Consider the following 14808-nt stretch of genomic DNA (forward strand, 5'->3'; position numbering starts at 1 on the left):
CATTCCTTCTCATTTTTGTTTTTCCAAATGTCCAGCTCTTACCATTAAATCTTCATAACTTAAGTCCAACGCGTATGAAAATTTTTTTATAGTATCTGGTTTAGGCGTTCCTCTCTTTCCAGTTTCAATTCTTGAAATTTGAGCAATACTTATCCCCGATAGTTCTGACAACTCAATTAGGTTCAGACCTTTCTTTTTTCTACGTTTTTTTAGGTACACACCTAAAGCATTGGTCATTGAAAAGCCACCTCCTTTTTCCTTCAGGTAAATGATACCATCGTTTTTCTTTTTGGTAAAATTTATTTATCGCCGTTTTCTAGTATAAAATTAGCTAATACGCTTAATTTCATCTGTTTCCTTAATAATCCTAACTAAATATTTACCTCTAGGTAAAACCATGTTATTATGTTACCAATAAGAAAAAAGGTGGAGTTGTAGTGTCAAACGAACTTGGTATTTGGATTAAGCATGCACGTGATAGCAAGGGGCTAACATTAACGGATGTTTCAAAGATATCGGGGATAAGTATTGCTCAATTGTCAAGAATTGAGACGGGTAAACGAAACGTACCAAAACCTGATACGTTGAAGAAAATTTCTTCAGCTTTAGATATATCCTTTAATGAATTAATGATAATTGCTGGACACATCGACGTTGATGATGATGATGTATTAATCAAGATTGATGATCAGAATTCCAATCTTTACCTTGACGAAAAAATTAAACAGGTAGCACGTTTGCTTGTAGATGAAGAGGGTAATTTTTTATCATTTCTTCATAAAGAATTGTATACAATTTTTGGTTTAATTGAGATTAATGATGAAACTAGCGCTTTTTACGAATTATATAAGAATGGTTTAATTGAATATGAAAACGATCCTGACACTCTCACCGAACTCACCCAAGATACTTTTAATTTAGTATGCAACCTCGGTATTCTGAAAGAAGTTATTTTAGAAAAACTAAATCTCGAACAAAAAGAATGGATTTTAAATGAGTTAACAAAGATATCTAAACGACATAATTTATCGAAATCTTCAAACTCAATTGAAGATGCTGCCAAGAAAATATCGTTAAAAGAAACCAAAGATTTAGAAAAGTTCCTTAATCAACCGGAAATTAAGTTTAACGGAAAGCTAATAACAAATGAGCTGAAACAACGAATCTTAGGTTATGCTGAAGCATTAATTGACCAAGAGAAAAAAGACCTCAAAAAATGATTTCTAACCTTAGACAAAAAACTCCCTTCTACTTTTTAGGTTTATAGCTGAAAAGCTATTTCCTATACAAACAAAATCGAACATATATTCTTAAAATAAGAATATATGGTTATTTTTTCAATCCATTAAGAGGAGCGTTTTAGTATGGCATCATTTAAAAAATACAAAACAAAGACAAAAGGAACACTCTGGATGTTTAAAATTGATACCGGAGTCGATCCCCAAACAGGGAAGAGGACAAATACAACACGCAGAGGATTTGCTTCAAAACCCGAAGCTAAGTTGGCCGCTGATGAATTAGAGGTTCAATTACAAGATGGAACCTTGATAAATGAAAGTAAAAACATTTTAATTAGTACATTTCTTGAAGACTGGTTAGAAATATATAAGAGGAAGACTGTTAGGGATAACACTTATAAACAACATAAAAATAATATAAAAAAACATCTAGTTCCAAACTTAGGATTCGAAAAAGTCACTAAATTAACCAATGCTCAATATCAAAGTTTTATTAATGAAATGATTTCAAAGCGTAGTAAAAGAACTGTTGAGATTATTCATACAACCATGTTGAGTGCTATGTATAAAGCTGTGGAATTAGAAATAATTAAAAAAAATCCTTGTTCCAAAATTACTATACCTGATCCAAATATCAATAAACTTAAATCACCTGATACTTTGAAATATCTTACAAAAGAAGAGGTATTTGATTTTTTGAATGCTGCTTTTAAGGATAATTGGAAATACTACATTTTTTTCAAAACTCTGATTGAAACTGGTCTAAGGAAAGGGGAAGCTCTCGCTCTACAAAGGGCTGATGTTAACATTGATGAAAAAAGGATTATAGTCAACAAAACATTAGTATACGATGAAATGCAATATGAAAATTTTTTCTCTCCGCCAAAAACAAACGCTTCAAACAGAAAAATTCTGATAACGGAAAATTTATCAAGAGAATTGAAAAGCCACATACTAAAACAAAAAGAAGACGAGTTGCAACTAGATCAAGCCGACAGGAATGATTTTGGATTAGTTTTTAATCGGGGTGACGGGCTACCATTCGCGAAATCAACTTTGCAACGCGCTTTTAAAAGGATATGCAAAAACGCAGGTATAGATAAGAGCATCACAATCCATGGACTCAGACATACTCACGCTGTTATGATGCTAGAATCAGGAGCTAGTATGAAAGAAGTCCAAGAAAGATTGGGTCACGCTTCTATTGAAGTCACTGCCGACATTTATGCTCATATTACTGAATTTATTGAGGTGCGTAGCATAGATAATTATGCCGCCTATATGAACTATCCCCAAATTAAATAGTCGCGGTCAAAATCGCGGTCAAAGTAGAAAATCCACCTTTCCTCAAACTAAAAAGGAAAAGCCCTGGCATGCTCAAAAAGCAGCAATACCAAGGCTTCGAGTATTTTAATACAGCGTCAGATATTGATCGCGTTCCCACTGGTGAACTTGTGTGCGATACATATCCCATTCAATTTCCTTAAGCTCATAGAAGTAGGCCAATGCATGGTCACCCAGTGCGTCAGAGATAACTTCGCTACGAATAAGTTCAGACAAAGCTTCTTTCAAGTCTGCAGGCAGACTTGGAATGCCTTCTTCAATCCGCTCTTCTTCAGACATCACGTAAATGTTACGATCAATCGGAGCTGGCAGAGCCAACTGACGTTTGATCCCATCCAAACCAGCTCTCAGCATCACTGCCAAGGCCAAATAAGGATTCGCTGCCGGATCAGGGTTACGAACTTCGACGCGAGTGCTCAGACCACGAGACGCGGGAATCCGAATCATTGGACTGCGATTGCTTGCAGACCAAGCCACATAACAAGGCGCTTCATAACCAGGTACGAGACGTTTGTAGGAATTTACTGTTGGATTCGTGATCGCTGCCATTGCACGTGCATGTTTCAGAATACCAGCCATATAGTGGCGGGCCGTCTGGCTTAATCCGAGTTCGTCCGTTTCATCATAAAATACGTTTTCATTGTCCTTAAACAACGATTGATTGCAGTGCATACCAGAGCCATTTACACCAAACAAAGGTTTTGGCATAAAGGTAGCATGCAAACCATGCTGACGAGCAATCGTCTTAACAACGAGCTTGAACGTTTGAATCTGGTCCGCAGCTTTAATCGCGTCTGCATATTTAAAGTCAATCTCATGCTGACCAGGTGCAACTTCATGATGGGATGCTTCAATTTCGAAGCCCATCTCTTCAAGCTTAAGTACAATTTCACGACGGCAGTTTTCACCCAGATCCATCGGAGCCAGGTCAAAATACCCGCCTTGGTCATTCAGTTCTGTAGTTGGCTCGCCTTTTTCATCCGTTTTGAACAAGAAGAATTCAGGCTCTGGTCCGACATTCATCGAAGTGTATCCCAGCTCTTCGGCTTCCTTAAGTACACGTTTCAAGATGCCCCGTGGGTCACCTGCAAATGGGACTCCATCCGGCTTGTAAATATCGCAGATCAAACGAGCTACACGATCCGAGGTTACCCAAGGGAATACAACCCAAGTGTCCAAATCCGGATATAAATACATATCAGATTCTTCAATACGCACATAACCTTCTATGGAAGATCCGTCAAACATCATTTTATTATCCAATGCCTTTTCCAGTTGACTAACCGGAATTTCAACGTTTTTAATAGTGCCCAGCAAATCTGTGAATTGCAAACGAATAAAACGAACATTTTCCTCTTTCGCAATCCGAAGGATATCTTCTCTGCTATAACTCACTCTAACCTCTCCCTTTCTGTAACGACTATATACGAATCAGTTGTTCTATAAATTACTTAAATGATGAGACCTGGTTTTAAAGTAAGGCAACCTTATACCAAGAGGTAAGTCAAAGCATTATCTCTTATTGAAGAACCGTGATAATTCACCTTGGATCAGGGATACCTGTCCTGGTCTTTTGCCTGCAACAAGTTGTTGTTTCAGCAAGCGGTGAAGCTGAGTATCAGACATTTCACGGCGTTTAACTTCCGTATCTGCAGTAATAACCGTAGCTTCCTCCGATTCCTTCGTAACCGGATTCATGACTTGTTTAATTCCCGCAATGTTAACACCTTTCTCGATCAACGCCTTAATTTCAAGCAGACGCTCTACGTCATTAAAAGAAAAAAGACGTTGGTTTCCCGATGTACGGGCAGGAACTATCAAGTTATGCTGTTCATAATAACGAATCTGACGCGCTGACAAGTCCGTTAGCTTCATGACAATACCTATTGGAAATAAGGCCATATTTCTGCGAATTTCGTCGCCCATTTGTCATCAACCTTCCAGTGATCTATTATACACCTTATTGTACATTTAGCTGATGCAAAGTGTCAATGACATGTTAGAAAAACTCACAATAATTTACGTTCTTTCATCGTTTGCAGAGCCATAAGCACTCCAAATTTAACATGAGAGTAGGTTAACCCCCCCTGCATGTAACCAATATAAGGCTCACGAATAGGAGCATCTGCGGATAGTTCCAAACTTCCCCCTTGTATGAACGTACCTGCAGCCATGATAACTGGATGCTCATAACCCGGCATATCCCACGGCTCCGGCACCACATGGCTATCCACAGCAGCCGCACGCTGAATGCCCTGTACAAAAGCAATTAGATGCTTTGGTCCACTAAAAGAAATAGCCTGAATCAAATCCGTACGCTCTTCATGCCAGGCAGGTTTGGTCTCAAATCCCATCTCTTCAAAGACCGCAGCTGCGAATACGCTCCCTTTAACCGCTTGCCCAACCAGTGTTGGAGCAAGGAATAGTCCCTGAAATATGCCTCGTGTAGTACCTAGCATGGCTCCTACTTCTCCACCAATTCCAGGTGCAGTTAATCGGTAGGATGCCAGTTCTACATACTTTTGTTTGCCGCAGATATATCCACCCGTTTCTGCAATGCCACCACCGGGATTTTTAATCAACGAACCTGCCATCAAATCGACACCGACTTGAGTAGGTTCCAGCTTCTCGGTAAATTCACCGTAGCAATTGTCAACAAAGACAATGACGTCAGGTTTTATTTCCTTCACACGTGCTGTCATTTCTTCAATATCTGCTACACTAAACGAAGCTCTCCAATCATAACCGCGTGAACGCTGAATACCGATCACTTTGGTATTGGCATGGATCGCAGACTCCACCGCTTCCCAGTCCACATTACCTTCCGCTGTTAGTGCGGTTTCCCCATAAGTAACGCCAAAATCCTGCAATGATCCTGTTCCGTCGCCGGGCTTACCAATCACTTTGTGCAGTGTATCATAAGGCCTCCCAGTAATGTATAACAGTTCATCCCCTGGACGCAGCACACCAAATAAAGCAATGGCAATTGTATGAGTACCCGAAGCAAAATGCGGACGCACCAACGCTGCCTCCGCACCGAACACTTCCGCATAGACTTCTTCCAGCACCTCACGTCCCCGGTCATTGTAAGCATATCCCGTCGAACCCGCAAAGTGGAAATCGCTCACTTGCTTCCGCTGGAATGCCTGAATTACCTTCCACTGATTTGAATCTACAATATGATCTATGTGCTGTATACGTTCTTGTATTTTATGTTCTGCCGTTTCCTGAATTTTCTGTATTTCTGGACTAAAAACTACCATTTACTTTCTTGACCCTCTCTCTTACGCAGCCTTAGGCTATTCATGTTATATTATTGTTCACTTTGAACGATGAGCATTATCATTCTATTGACCCAAAAACATCATTAGATGTTAACCTTCTGTGAACTCGCTGAGCGCATGACCATACTTTTCGTACTCGCCTCTTTGAATTTCAACTTCATAAATGACATCATTGCCATCATACTCTGTCAGTAGTACATCTCCAATTCGATAAAGCACCGATGTTAAATCTCCACGTTCCGCAGGAATGCGAAATCTCAGCGTATCACCACTCAGATGCTCTTGAATCAGTTCACGAATGCCCAGCAAATCCCCTTCATCAAAAGCGCTGATTTTCAAATAACCCTCCCCGGAAGGAAGCATTTCGAGTTGCTCAGGGGTACAGGCATCTTTTTTGTTAAATAATACGATCTGAGGCTTGTCCGCAGCCCCTAGCTGCTGCAAGATCGTCTCTACAACTTTCATCTGTTCGTCTCGCATATCCGAAGACGCATCCACGACATGCAAAATGAGATGTGCCTCATTCGCCTCCTCCAAAGTAGCCCGGAAGGAAGCCACCAAATCATGAGGAAGATTTTGAATAAAACCGACCGTATCCGTAAGAATAACTTCTTTTCCACTCGGAAGTTCCATTGTTCTGGAGGTAGGATCCAGCGTCGCAAACAGTTGGTTCTCAATATATACATCGGCTGCTGTCAGTTGCTTCAACAGCGTCGATTTGCCAGCATTGGTATAGCCAACAAGTGCAACCTGAACAATACCGCTCTTTTGTCTGCGCTCCCTGTGCAAATACCGGTGACGGGTCACTTCCTCCAGTTGGCGTTTCAGATCACTGATTCGGTCACGGATATGACGACGGTCTGTCTCCAGCTTGCTTTCACCAGGACCACGTGTTCCGATTCCGCCGCCAAGACGCGAGAGGTTTTTGCCATGTCCAGACAAACGGGGGAGTAAATATGACAACTGCGCCAGTTCAACCTGAATAATACCTTCCCGGGTTTTTGCACGTTGAGCAAAAATATCCAGAATCAACTGTGTACGGTCAATAATTTTGAGATCCAGACTTTCTTCCAGATTCCGTACTTGGGCCCCCGAGAGCTCCTGATCAAAAATTGCTGTATTCGCTCCCAATTCTTCAGCAACTGCACGTAATTCCTCTACTTTTCCTTTACCAATAAACCATTTTGAGTCCTTGGCTTCCTTATTCTGTGTCAGGACGCTCAGTACTTCAACTCCCGCTGTCTCAGCCAGTTTCACCAGCTCATCCAACGAGTATTCCGTATTAATGCCAGATCGTTTGACTTCATCCGTAATCAGACTGACCAGAACCGCCTTGTCCTGCATTTCGGTTTGTGTATCATGAGTGGAGTTCGCCATATTGTTTGCTCCTTTATTTTCATGTCAACTCTCGAACAGAGACCGACCTGATGTTCAGGCCGGCCCCCCGTTCGATGTCATACCATTCGATGTGATTCAGATTCCTATTATCGCCTATCTTTTATCCATTTTCAAATCCTCTGGACGCAGCGTCATCAATTCCTGTTTGCCGGGTTGCCCGCTCCTGTACTGATTAAGCAACCTGACAGCTTGGTGCCGAATCGCTTTTTCAATCACATTACGAACATAGCGTGCATTACTAAATGCATGAAGACTGTCATTACGCTCGTTTAGCAAATGCTCCTTCATTTTAATTATGGACTGAGGCATGAGAATATAATCCCGCTCCTTGGCCATCATCTCGGAAATTTGGATGAGCTGATCCACAGTATAATCAGGAAAATCCAACTGGATTGGAAAGCGAGAAGGAAGACCAGGATTCGTTCGTAAAAAAAAGTCCATTTCCCCCGAGTATCCAGCGAGAATCAAAATAAATTGATTTTTTTGATCTTCCATGGACTTTACCAAGGTATCAATCGCTTCTTTTCCAAAATCCTTTTCCCCTCCGCGTGCCAAACTGTAAGCCTCGTCAATGAACAACACGCCGCCAAGAGATTTCTTTACCAAATCTCGCGTTTTTTGCGCCGTGTGACCAATATACTCACCGACCAGATCAGCCCTCTCCACCTCAATCAGATGACCTTTGCTCAGTACCCCCATTTTTTGCAGCATTTTAGCGATAATGCGGGCCACTGTCGTTTTCCCTGTACCTGGATTTCCTTTGAAAATCATGTGATACACGTGTGCATTGCTCAACAGTCCTGCATCCGTGCGCATATGGGCGATCTGCAAAAAGGCATATACCTCAAATACCAGGTCTTTGATGTTATCCAAGCCGACGAGATGATCGAGTTCTTTCTGAATTTCCTGATAAAGACTGAGATACTGCGGTAGCGCCTGTGACTTGGTTGAAGCCACTGCTTCCGTCTCGTCCACAGTCACCGAAGCTATCGGCTCCGGGCTACGCAGCACGACATTAATTTGTCTGGAAGGTCTCTCCTCCGACCGCTTGCCCGCGGCGATTCCCCGTCCGTTCATGCATCCATCACCTCAACATTTCTTCAGGCACAGCTTACCCTATTAATGTATTCGGTCTGGCATGTCCTTATTAGCATAAAAGCAACGGGAACGTGCACAAAGCCTTTTCTTTAATTCAGGCAACCCAAGTTTGAGCGCTGATCCACCACCGTTGCAGCGTCCATTTAGCGTATGCCAATACTTCTCTTGATTGATGAATTGGCATATTCAGCACTTTAGATTCCGTCAGAGCCATCTGAGGATGATCAAACTTTAAGAATTGAGCAATCTCCATCGCCCGAGGGCCATGATAGCTATGTGTGATGATCACGGTAGAGGTCCATCCATATTCCTTCATAATGCGCTGGCTATAGAGCAGATTTTCGTAAGTACTGGTCGCATGGTTTTCCAACACAATATGCTGTACAGGGACCCCTCTATCTACCAAATAGCGTTGCATGCCCTCAGCCTCCGTATACGGAAAATCGGGTTTATCCAGTCCACCACTTACAATTAGACGCTGTACCGTCCCGTTGCGGTATAAGCGCAAGGCTTCTTCCAGCCTTTCCTTCAATCCAGGACTGGGCTCAGCCCCCCACATAGAAGCACCTAATACGATACCAATTTGCACTTGCTGGAGCGGAGTGGTAGAGGCGGCCGTATTCATGTTCCACACTCGGATTCCTGCCCATACCAATCCGATCAAAATGAAAATTATCAAAGAAAGTACAAGACGCTTGGTTACCATAGATATTTTCTTAAGGCGACTCTGCCTGCTTTTCAACTCAGGGCGTTGGGACCCGATGTCTTTAATCCACTGCAAAACTTTCACCGTTCTCTCTTGAAATCACCGTTGTGAAACCATTCTGCCCGGTGTTTCAGCGACATTTTAAAATAAGGGAACACGTGGGCATCTATCTGATGTAACACATCAGCCGCTGTACGGTTAGCCAATTCTGCCTCTTGCGTTGAGATATGCCCCCTTTGTAGCGCCTCCTCCAATTCATCCTCATCCACCAGGAAGATTTCACCGTTTTTAAGCACCACAACATCCAAATACAGATCGTCAAACCAAGGGACTCCTTGATCGGTCACACCCTGATTTCGGCAGGTATCAATATACCATTCAACGATTTGCTCCCGATTGTCAAACATAGCAGTCACCACATAGTGCTCACCTTTTGGATAATATTGCAGCCAGGAATATCCTTTATCGGCTATGCAAAACGTATGACCACCGTAACTCTTCCATAACGGCTCCTTGAGACTCAAAATGGTATACAGGGTCACATATCCTGTAAACGTGTCACTTTCTACATACCGGCAAGCAAACTTGCGATTGGTGATTCTGCGCCAGTTGGCCCGGTCTCCGAATTTGCGCTTCATAAATGATGTTCCTCTCCAACATTGGTAAAACCAGCTTACCATATTTAAACTGTACACTCAAAAAGAACCCCTTTATAACAGCAAAAAAGGTATTCTCAAACCGTGAAACGGTCTGAAAATACCTTTGATTTGAAGCCAATATCATCTTACATAAAACATATTCGCTAATCCCGGTTGTGACGTCCACGATTGGAGTTTGAATGACCGTTGGAATTGCCTTCTTGAGTTCCATCCGTTGTGACTTCAGTCGTAGATGCATCCGTATTTTCTGGATTTACCATAGTATCTTCATCAGAAATCCCTGCATCCGGCGTAGTAGTCTGACCATTTTCCTGATTTGTATCGTTTCCATTGCCGGAATTGCCATTACTGTTACCTGTGCCTCCAGCACCATTCCCATTCGTATCTCCAGGAGATGCCGGAACCTGACCTGAGCCATTATTGTTATTGGTACCGCCAGGATCTGTATTTCCCTGATCTGTACCGTTTTGTCCGTCTGTAACTCCGCCATTATCCGGTAAGGTTCCATTTTGGTTAGGATCAGTTCCTGACTGTGGATCAATGGGAGTAGTCTCTGCCGGAATTTCTACACGGATCGTATTAGAAGCCTCGGATTCTTTACCATCCGCCCCATAAGCTACTACATAATATTCATATGTGTTTCCAGCTATAGGAGAAGTGTCTTCACCACTCGTACCCTTCATGGCCTCCATGATTGCCGCAAAGCCTGCGTCGGAAGCCCCTTTGCGATACACGCGGTATTGTACATTATCCCCCGTCGCCGCAGTCCAGGACAACGATACAATTTGGGTGTCCTGACTATAAGACCCGCTCAGTCCGCTTGGAGCGGTAGCCTGAACCGGCTCTTCTGGCTTCTGCTCAACTGGTGGTTCATATCCCTTCGGCTCGCTGAATTGCGTAACCGGATGTCCCTTGAGAGCTTCACCCATGACCCTTCCGAAAAAGGCTGCCGACTGCCCACTATAGTTTCTGAGCATATGTTTACTGTCCGGCTTATCATAACCCATCCATACTGCTCCGGTATATTCTGGCGTATAACCGACAAACCAGATGTCCCGGTTACCACTATTACCGCTAATTCCACTTTGGGTCGTCCCCGTTTTACCGGCTACAGGCCAGTCAATACGTGCTTTGCGACCTGTGCCGCTATTGACTACATTTTGCATCATTTTTGTCATTTCATAAGCCGTTTTTTCACTCATTACAGATTTAGTTTCCTCTTCATGAGTATAAACTACTTGATCATCACTATTGTTAATTCGCTTAATAGAATAAGCCTTTTGGAATTGTCCTTTATTGGCAAATGAGCTGTACGCCTGCGCCATTTCAAGGGTATTCGTCCCTTTGCTTAATCCACCCAATGCGATAGCAAGTGAGTGATCGTTTTTGTCCATCGGAATGCCTACGCTCTCGGCAAATTGAACCCCTTTTTCCACACCGATTTGGTTCAGCAACCATACAGGTGGAATATTTTCAGACTTCGTAATCGCGTCGAGCATGCTGATGGTCGACGAGTAACCATGCAAGTTTTTCGGACTGTATCCGTTAAAGCTCTGGCGTTCGTTACTCAAAGGAGTATCCATCGTAAATTTACCGGATTCGAGAGCTGGCGCATAGGCTACAATTGGCTTGAAGGCCGATCCTGGCTGTCTGCGGCTCTGTGTAGCACGATTGAAGGTTCCCTTTTTGTAATCCCGTCCGGGTGCCATCGCGGCAATTCCACCTGTCTGGTTGTTAATAATGACCATCGAGGCTTGAACTGGCTGATCGTCAGGACTTTTTTCGAACATGTCATCATCTGCCATCGCCTGATCCAGCGCATTTTGAGCCTGGGCATCCATTGTGGTATGAATTTTGTAACCGCCAATAATCAGATCATTGCCGCTAACTCCTGGCAGCGCATCCTCTGCCTCATCCATGACATATTCCATAAAATTTTGATACTTTTGAACTTTTTCCGGCTGTTTGTAATCGTAATTTACAGCTTTGGCCTCTTCCATTTCCTGCTTACCAATCATTCCCTGCTCAAACATCAGTTGGAGAACCACTGCACGTCGTGCCTTCGAGTTCTCCGGGTTACTGATCGGATTATACTTGGATGGCCCTTTCGGAATAGCTGCCAGTGTAGCAATTTGCCATAATTTTAATTCTTTTAAGTTGGTTTGCCCAAAATAACCTTCCGACGCTGCCTTAATTCCAGAATAGGAGCGTCCAAACCAAATCCGATTTAAGTAGAGAGTAATAATTTCATCTTTAGTCAACCTCCGCTCCAGCGCCATTGCGATGGATACCTCTGTCGCTTTACGGAAAAAGGTTTTGTCACGTGTCAAAAACAAGTTTTTGGCCAGCTGCTGAGTTAGCGTACTGCCGCCCTCCACTGCCGAACGGGCCACGATATCCTTAACGGCTGCCCGACCGATAGACCAAATATCAACTCCTTGATGCTCCATAAAACGCTTATCCTCGGTTGCAATAAAAGCTTTTTTGAGCAAGTCTGGTATTTCTTCACTTTTGACAGGATCACTTTTTTGCACAGACAACTCACCCATGAGCACACCGTTGCGGTCATAAACCTTTGATGTCTCATTCACTGTGATTTTGTCCTTGTTCGCATCGTAAATTTTTTCGCCATTTACCATGACAAATAAATAGCCACCAAGTGCGCAAAATATAGCTACCGCCGCGGTAATAAACAGCGTCCATCCAATTCGCTTACCTGTAATTTTCTTTTTCTTGCCCTTCGGCTTCTCTTTAGATGTGTTTCTATTGCGATTGCCGGATCTGGACAATGAATCGTTTGGCATTCCCCTGACTCCCTTTCGCGAATAATCATATGGTACCTAACATAAGCTTAAAGCTTGCTGTCGGCAGCTTGAAAGTAAACGGAATGAAAAGAACAACCCTGATCAGGTTGCTCCCGGTCACATTCCTATACAGTTAGACGAGACGGACGCCTGAAAAGTTTCATGAACCCAAGACGACCGTCAAGCCGTAATCAGTTATCGCTAGCGCTATCCTGTTGCTGTACAAGCGATACATTGCGTTGCGGTGTAAAGGTGGAGATGGCATGCTTGTAAATCAGCTGCTGCTTTCCATCCGAGTCGATCACAATCGTAAAATTGTCAAATGCTTTAATCGTCCCTCGCACCTGAAATCCATTGATGAGGTATACCGTTACAGGTATAGAATCCTTGCGCAATTGATTCAGAAACGTATCTTGGATATTAATGGACTTGTTCATTTTAGCCGTACCCCCAATAATCATTTGGATTGTTTTGAAGTATATTCAAGGTCTGTCCGGAACTTTCCTGCTATAATTTCGTGTATTTGGGCTGCATGAGCAGAAAAATTTCCGAAATCAGTGACATCTACCCACTGGATATCCTTCATATGGCGAAACCACGAGAGCTGTCGCTTCGCAAAATGACGCGTATCCCGTTTTAGCCAAGTCACCGCCTCTTCCAAAGACACCTCTCCCCGCAGGTAGGAGGATATCTCTTTATAGCCTAGACCTTGCATGGAGATGGCATCGCTTCGCACTCCCCGTTCCATTAAGGAGGTTACCTCAGCAACAAGCCCTTGATCGAGCATCCCGTCAATTCGGTCTTCAATACGTTTATATAGCATTTGCCTATCCATTGTCAAACCTACGATGCAGAGTTGGTAGGGAGATTCCTTTTTTTGACTGGCAAGTTGAGAGCTAAGTGTCGTTCCGCTAACATGGTAAATTTCCAGTGCCCGAACGACACGACGACGATCATTAGGATGCAAACGAAGTGCACTTTCGGGATCAACCGCCTGTAGTCGCGCATGAAGCGCGTCAGCTCCAAACTGTTCGGCATAGTCCAGCTGCTCCTGACGAAAAGCTTCGTCAGCCCCTACCTCGGAAAACTGGTATTCATAGCAGACTGATTCTACATATAAACCTGTTCCGCCTACGATAAACGGTAGCTTTCCTCTAGATTGAATATCAGGTATGAGACGACGACAGTCCTCCTGAAATTGGGCTACTGAATATGGGTATTCAGGCTCATGAATATCAATTAAATGGTGCTTGATTCCTTCCATTTCCTGTTCGGAAATTTTGGCAGTTCCAACGTCCATATGACGGTATACCTGCATGGAATCCCCGGAAATAATTTCCGCGTCAAATTGTCGAGCCATCTCAATGCTTAGTTTCGTCTTGCCAACCGCAGTCGGGCCAACAAGAACGAGTAGTTTAGGCTTAGGTGCCACTGTCAATATCAATCACTCCGTACACTGTTTTCGTTGTGCCCCGCTGCTCTACACGGAAGCCGAGGCGGGCAAATTCCCCGCTACCCCGTTTTTCTTTTAATACAATTGTTTTTCGTGCAATCCGTTTCGCATGAACAATACTTTCCTCACTCAACGCCTCTGGATTTGCCAACCCTCTCAATGGACCAATTGCGCTGGAATCGAGCAACGGATCACGAAACATAGGGTCAAAATAAATAATATCTATACTGCGATCCGGCAAACTACGCAAATAGTCCAAATGATGACCAAAACGAACGTCAATGTTGGAAAAGGCTTTATCTACTTCAGCGTTGCCGGAACGGTAATGCCTCATTCCATCCTTGATTAAAGCGTAGACGGGGAAAGAACTCTCCACAGCCGTGACTTGTCCAGAGCTTCCCGTTCCAATTGAAAATAGAAGAGAATCCGTACCAAGTCCTGCAGTGCAATCCAGCACGGTATCACCCGGGACGATCCGGGCAGCCGTCAACATCGGGTCAGGTTCACCCTTTAATACCCGTTTGGCGCGAATGAAGCCCATACTGGGGTGAAAAGCCATCGGTGGTTGTTCTGGGCTAATCAGCCTTACTCCGCCCTGCACCAGAACCAACGCTTGACGGACTCTGTGAGCCGCAATTAGCTTAGCTACCGATATGCCACGACGAGGGGCATACAGCGCCCCTAACTCGGCTGCAAGCAACTTCGCTCGCTCCACAACCTCAGCCGAGGGGGAATCCCCTGTCGTGACGAGTAATTCGACTTGCTTTTCCCGTAGGCTCGACTGCTCTTCTTCACGGTTTTCCCGGTCCTCAAACATATATATA

General features: G+C 43.6%; 14 protein-coding genes. 2 read left to right on the plus strand and 12 right to left on the minus strand.

Going from position 1 to position 14808, the window contains the following annotated elements; all coding sequences use genetic code 11:
• Positions 1-9: 9 nt before the first annotated feature.
• On the minus strand, positions 10-237 hold the full coding sequence (locus tag MKY35_RS14365) for a helix-turn-helix transcriptional regulator (protein WP_342444077.1): 228 nt from the start codon (positions 235-237) through the stop codon (positions 10-12).
• Between the two features lie 200 nt (positions 238-437).
• Between MKY35_RS14365 and MKY35_RS14370 the strand changes: the two genes are divergently transcribed.
• Together MKY35_RS14370 and MKY35_RS14375 are read left to right on the plus strand one after the other, a co-directional pair.
• A complete protein-coding gene (locus MKY35_RS14370; RefSeq protein ID WP_342444078.1) occupies positions 438-1220 on the plus strand; it encodes a helix-turn-helix transcriptional regulator in 783 nt (260 codons plus the stop codon).
• A gap of 144 nt (positions 1221-1364) precedes the next feature.
• Positions 1365-2543, plus strand: a complete 1179-nt coding sequence (locus MKY35_RS14375) for a site-specific integrase (RefSeq protein ID WP_342444079.1) — start codon at positions 1365-1367, stop codon at positions 2541-2543.
• A 105-nt stretch (positions 2544-2648) separates the two neighbouring features.
• Here the strand turns inward: MKY35_RS14375 and glnA are convergent, their stop codons facing one another.
• From glnA to MKY35_RS14430, 11 genes are all read right to left on the minus strand, one after another.
• The gene (glnA, locus tag MKY35_RS14380) at positions 2649-3977 is read right to left on the minus strand and encodes a type I glutamate--ammonia ligase (protein ID WP_013310575.1); all 1329 of its coding nucleotides are present in this window, start codon (positions 3975-3977) and stop codon (positions 2649-2651) included.
• Positions 3978-4094: 117 nt separating this feature from the next.
• On the minus strand, positions 4095-4508 hold the full coding sequence (locus tag MKY35_RS14385; RefSeq protein WP_007430683.1) for a MerR family transcriptional regulator: 414 nt from the start codon (positions 4506-4508) through the stop codon (positions 4095-4097).
• An 83-nt stretch (positions 4509-4591) separates the two neighbouring features.
• Complete coding sequence (locus MKY35_RS14390) at positions 4592-5845, minus strand: methionine gamma-lyase family protein (protein WP_342444080.1); 1254 nt, start codon at positions 5843-5845, stop codon at positions 4592-4594.
• Between the two features lie 111 nt (positions 5846-5956).
• On the minus strand, positions 5957-7243 hold the full coding sequence (hflX, locus tag MKY35_RS14395) for a GTPase HflX (RefSeq protein ID WP_029517891.1): 1287 nt from the start codon (positions 7241-7243) through the stop codon (positions 5957-5959).
• A 114-nt stretch (positions 7244-7357) separates the two neighbouring features.
• Positions 7358-8341 (minus strand): AAA family ATPase, encoded by a 984-nt coding sequence (locus tag MKY35_RS14400; protein WP_025718768.1) that lies wholly within the window; start codon positions 8339-8341, stop codon positions 7358-7360.
• A 115-nt stretch (positions 8342-8456) separates the two neighbouring features.
• Positions 8457-9152 carry a YdcF family protein gene (locus MKY35_RS14405; protein WP_342444081.1) on the minus strand — a complete coding sequence of 232 codons (696 nt, stop codon included), beginning with the start codon at positions 9150-9152 and terminating at the stop codon, positions 8457-8459.
• The gene (locus tag MKY35_RS14410; protein ID WP_342444082.1) at positions 9149-9706 is read right to left on the minus strand and encodes a DUF402 domain-containing protein; all 558 of its coding nucleotides are present in this window, start codon (positions 9704-9706) and stop codon (positions 9149-9151) included. The genes MKY35_RS14405 and MKY35_RS14410 overlap by 4 nt, the downstream gene beginning before the upstream one ends.
• A 164-nt stretch (positions 9707-9870) precedes the next feature.
• Positions 9871-12531 carry a PBP1A family penicillin-binding protein gene (locus MKY35_RS14415; RefSeq protein ID WP_342444083.1) on the minus strand — a complete coding sequence of 887 codons (2661 nt, stop codon included), beginning with the start codon at positions 12529-12531 and terminating at the stop codon, positions 9871-9873.
• 191 nt (positions 12532-12722) lie between these two features.
• Entirely contained in the window at positions 12723-12968 is a 246-nt protein-coding gene (gene hfq, locus MKY35_RS14420) for an RNA chaperone Hfq (protein ID WP_029518117.1), read from the minus strand.
• A 20-nt stretch (positions 12969-12988) separates the two neighbouring features.
• Positions 12989-13969, minus strand: a complete 981-nt coding sequence (gene miaA, locus MKY35_RS14425) for a tRNA (adenosine(37)-N6)-dimethylallyltransferase MiaA (protein WP_069010611.1) — start codon at positions 13967-13969, stop codon at positions 12989-12991.
• Positions 13953-14801: a class I SAM-dependent methyltransferase gene (locus MKY35_RS14430; RefSeq protein ID WP_342444084.1), complete on the minus strand. Its 849-nt coding sequence runs from the start codon at positions 14799-14801 to the stop codon at positions 13953-13955. Before MKY35_RS14430 ends, miaA begins: the two co-directional genes overlap by 17 nt.
• Positions 14802-14808 lie beyond the last annotated feature (7 nt).

The sequence above is a fragment of the Paenibacillus sp. FSL L8-0638 genome (genome assembly GCF_038593075.1).
GTDB lineage: Bacteria > Bacillota > Bacilli > Paenibacillales > Paenibacillaceae > Paenibacillus > Paenibacillus polymyxa_D.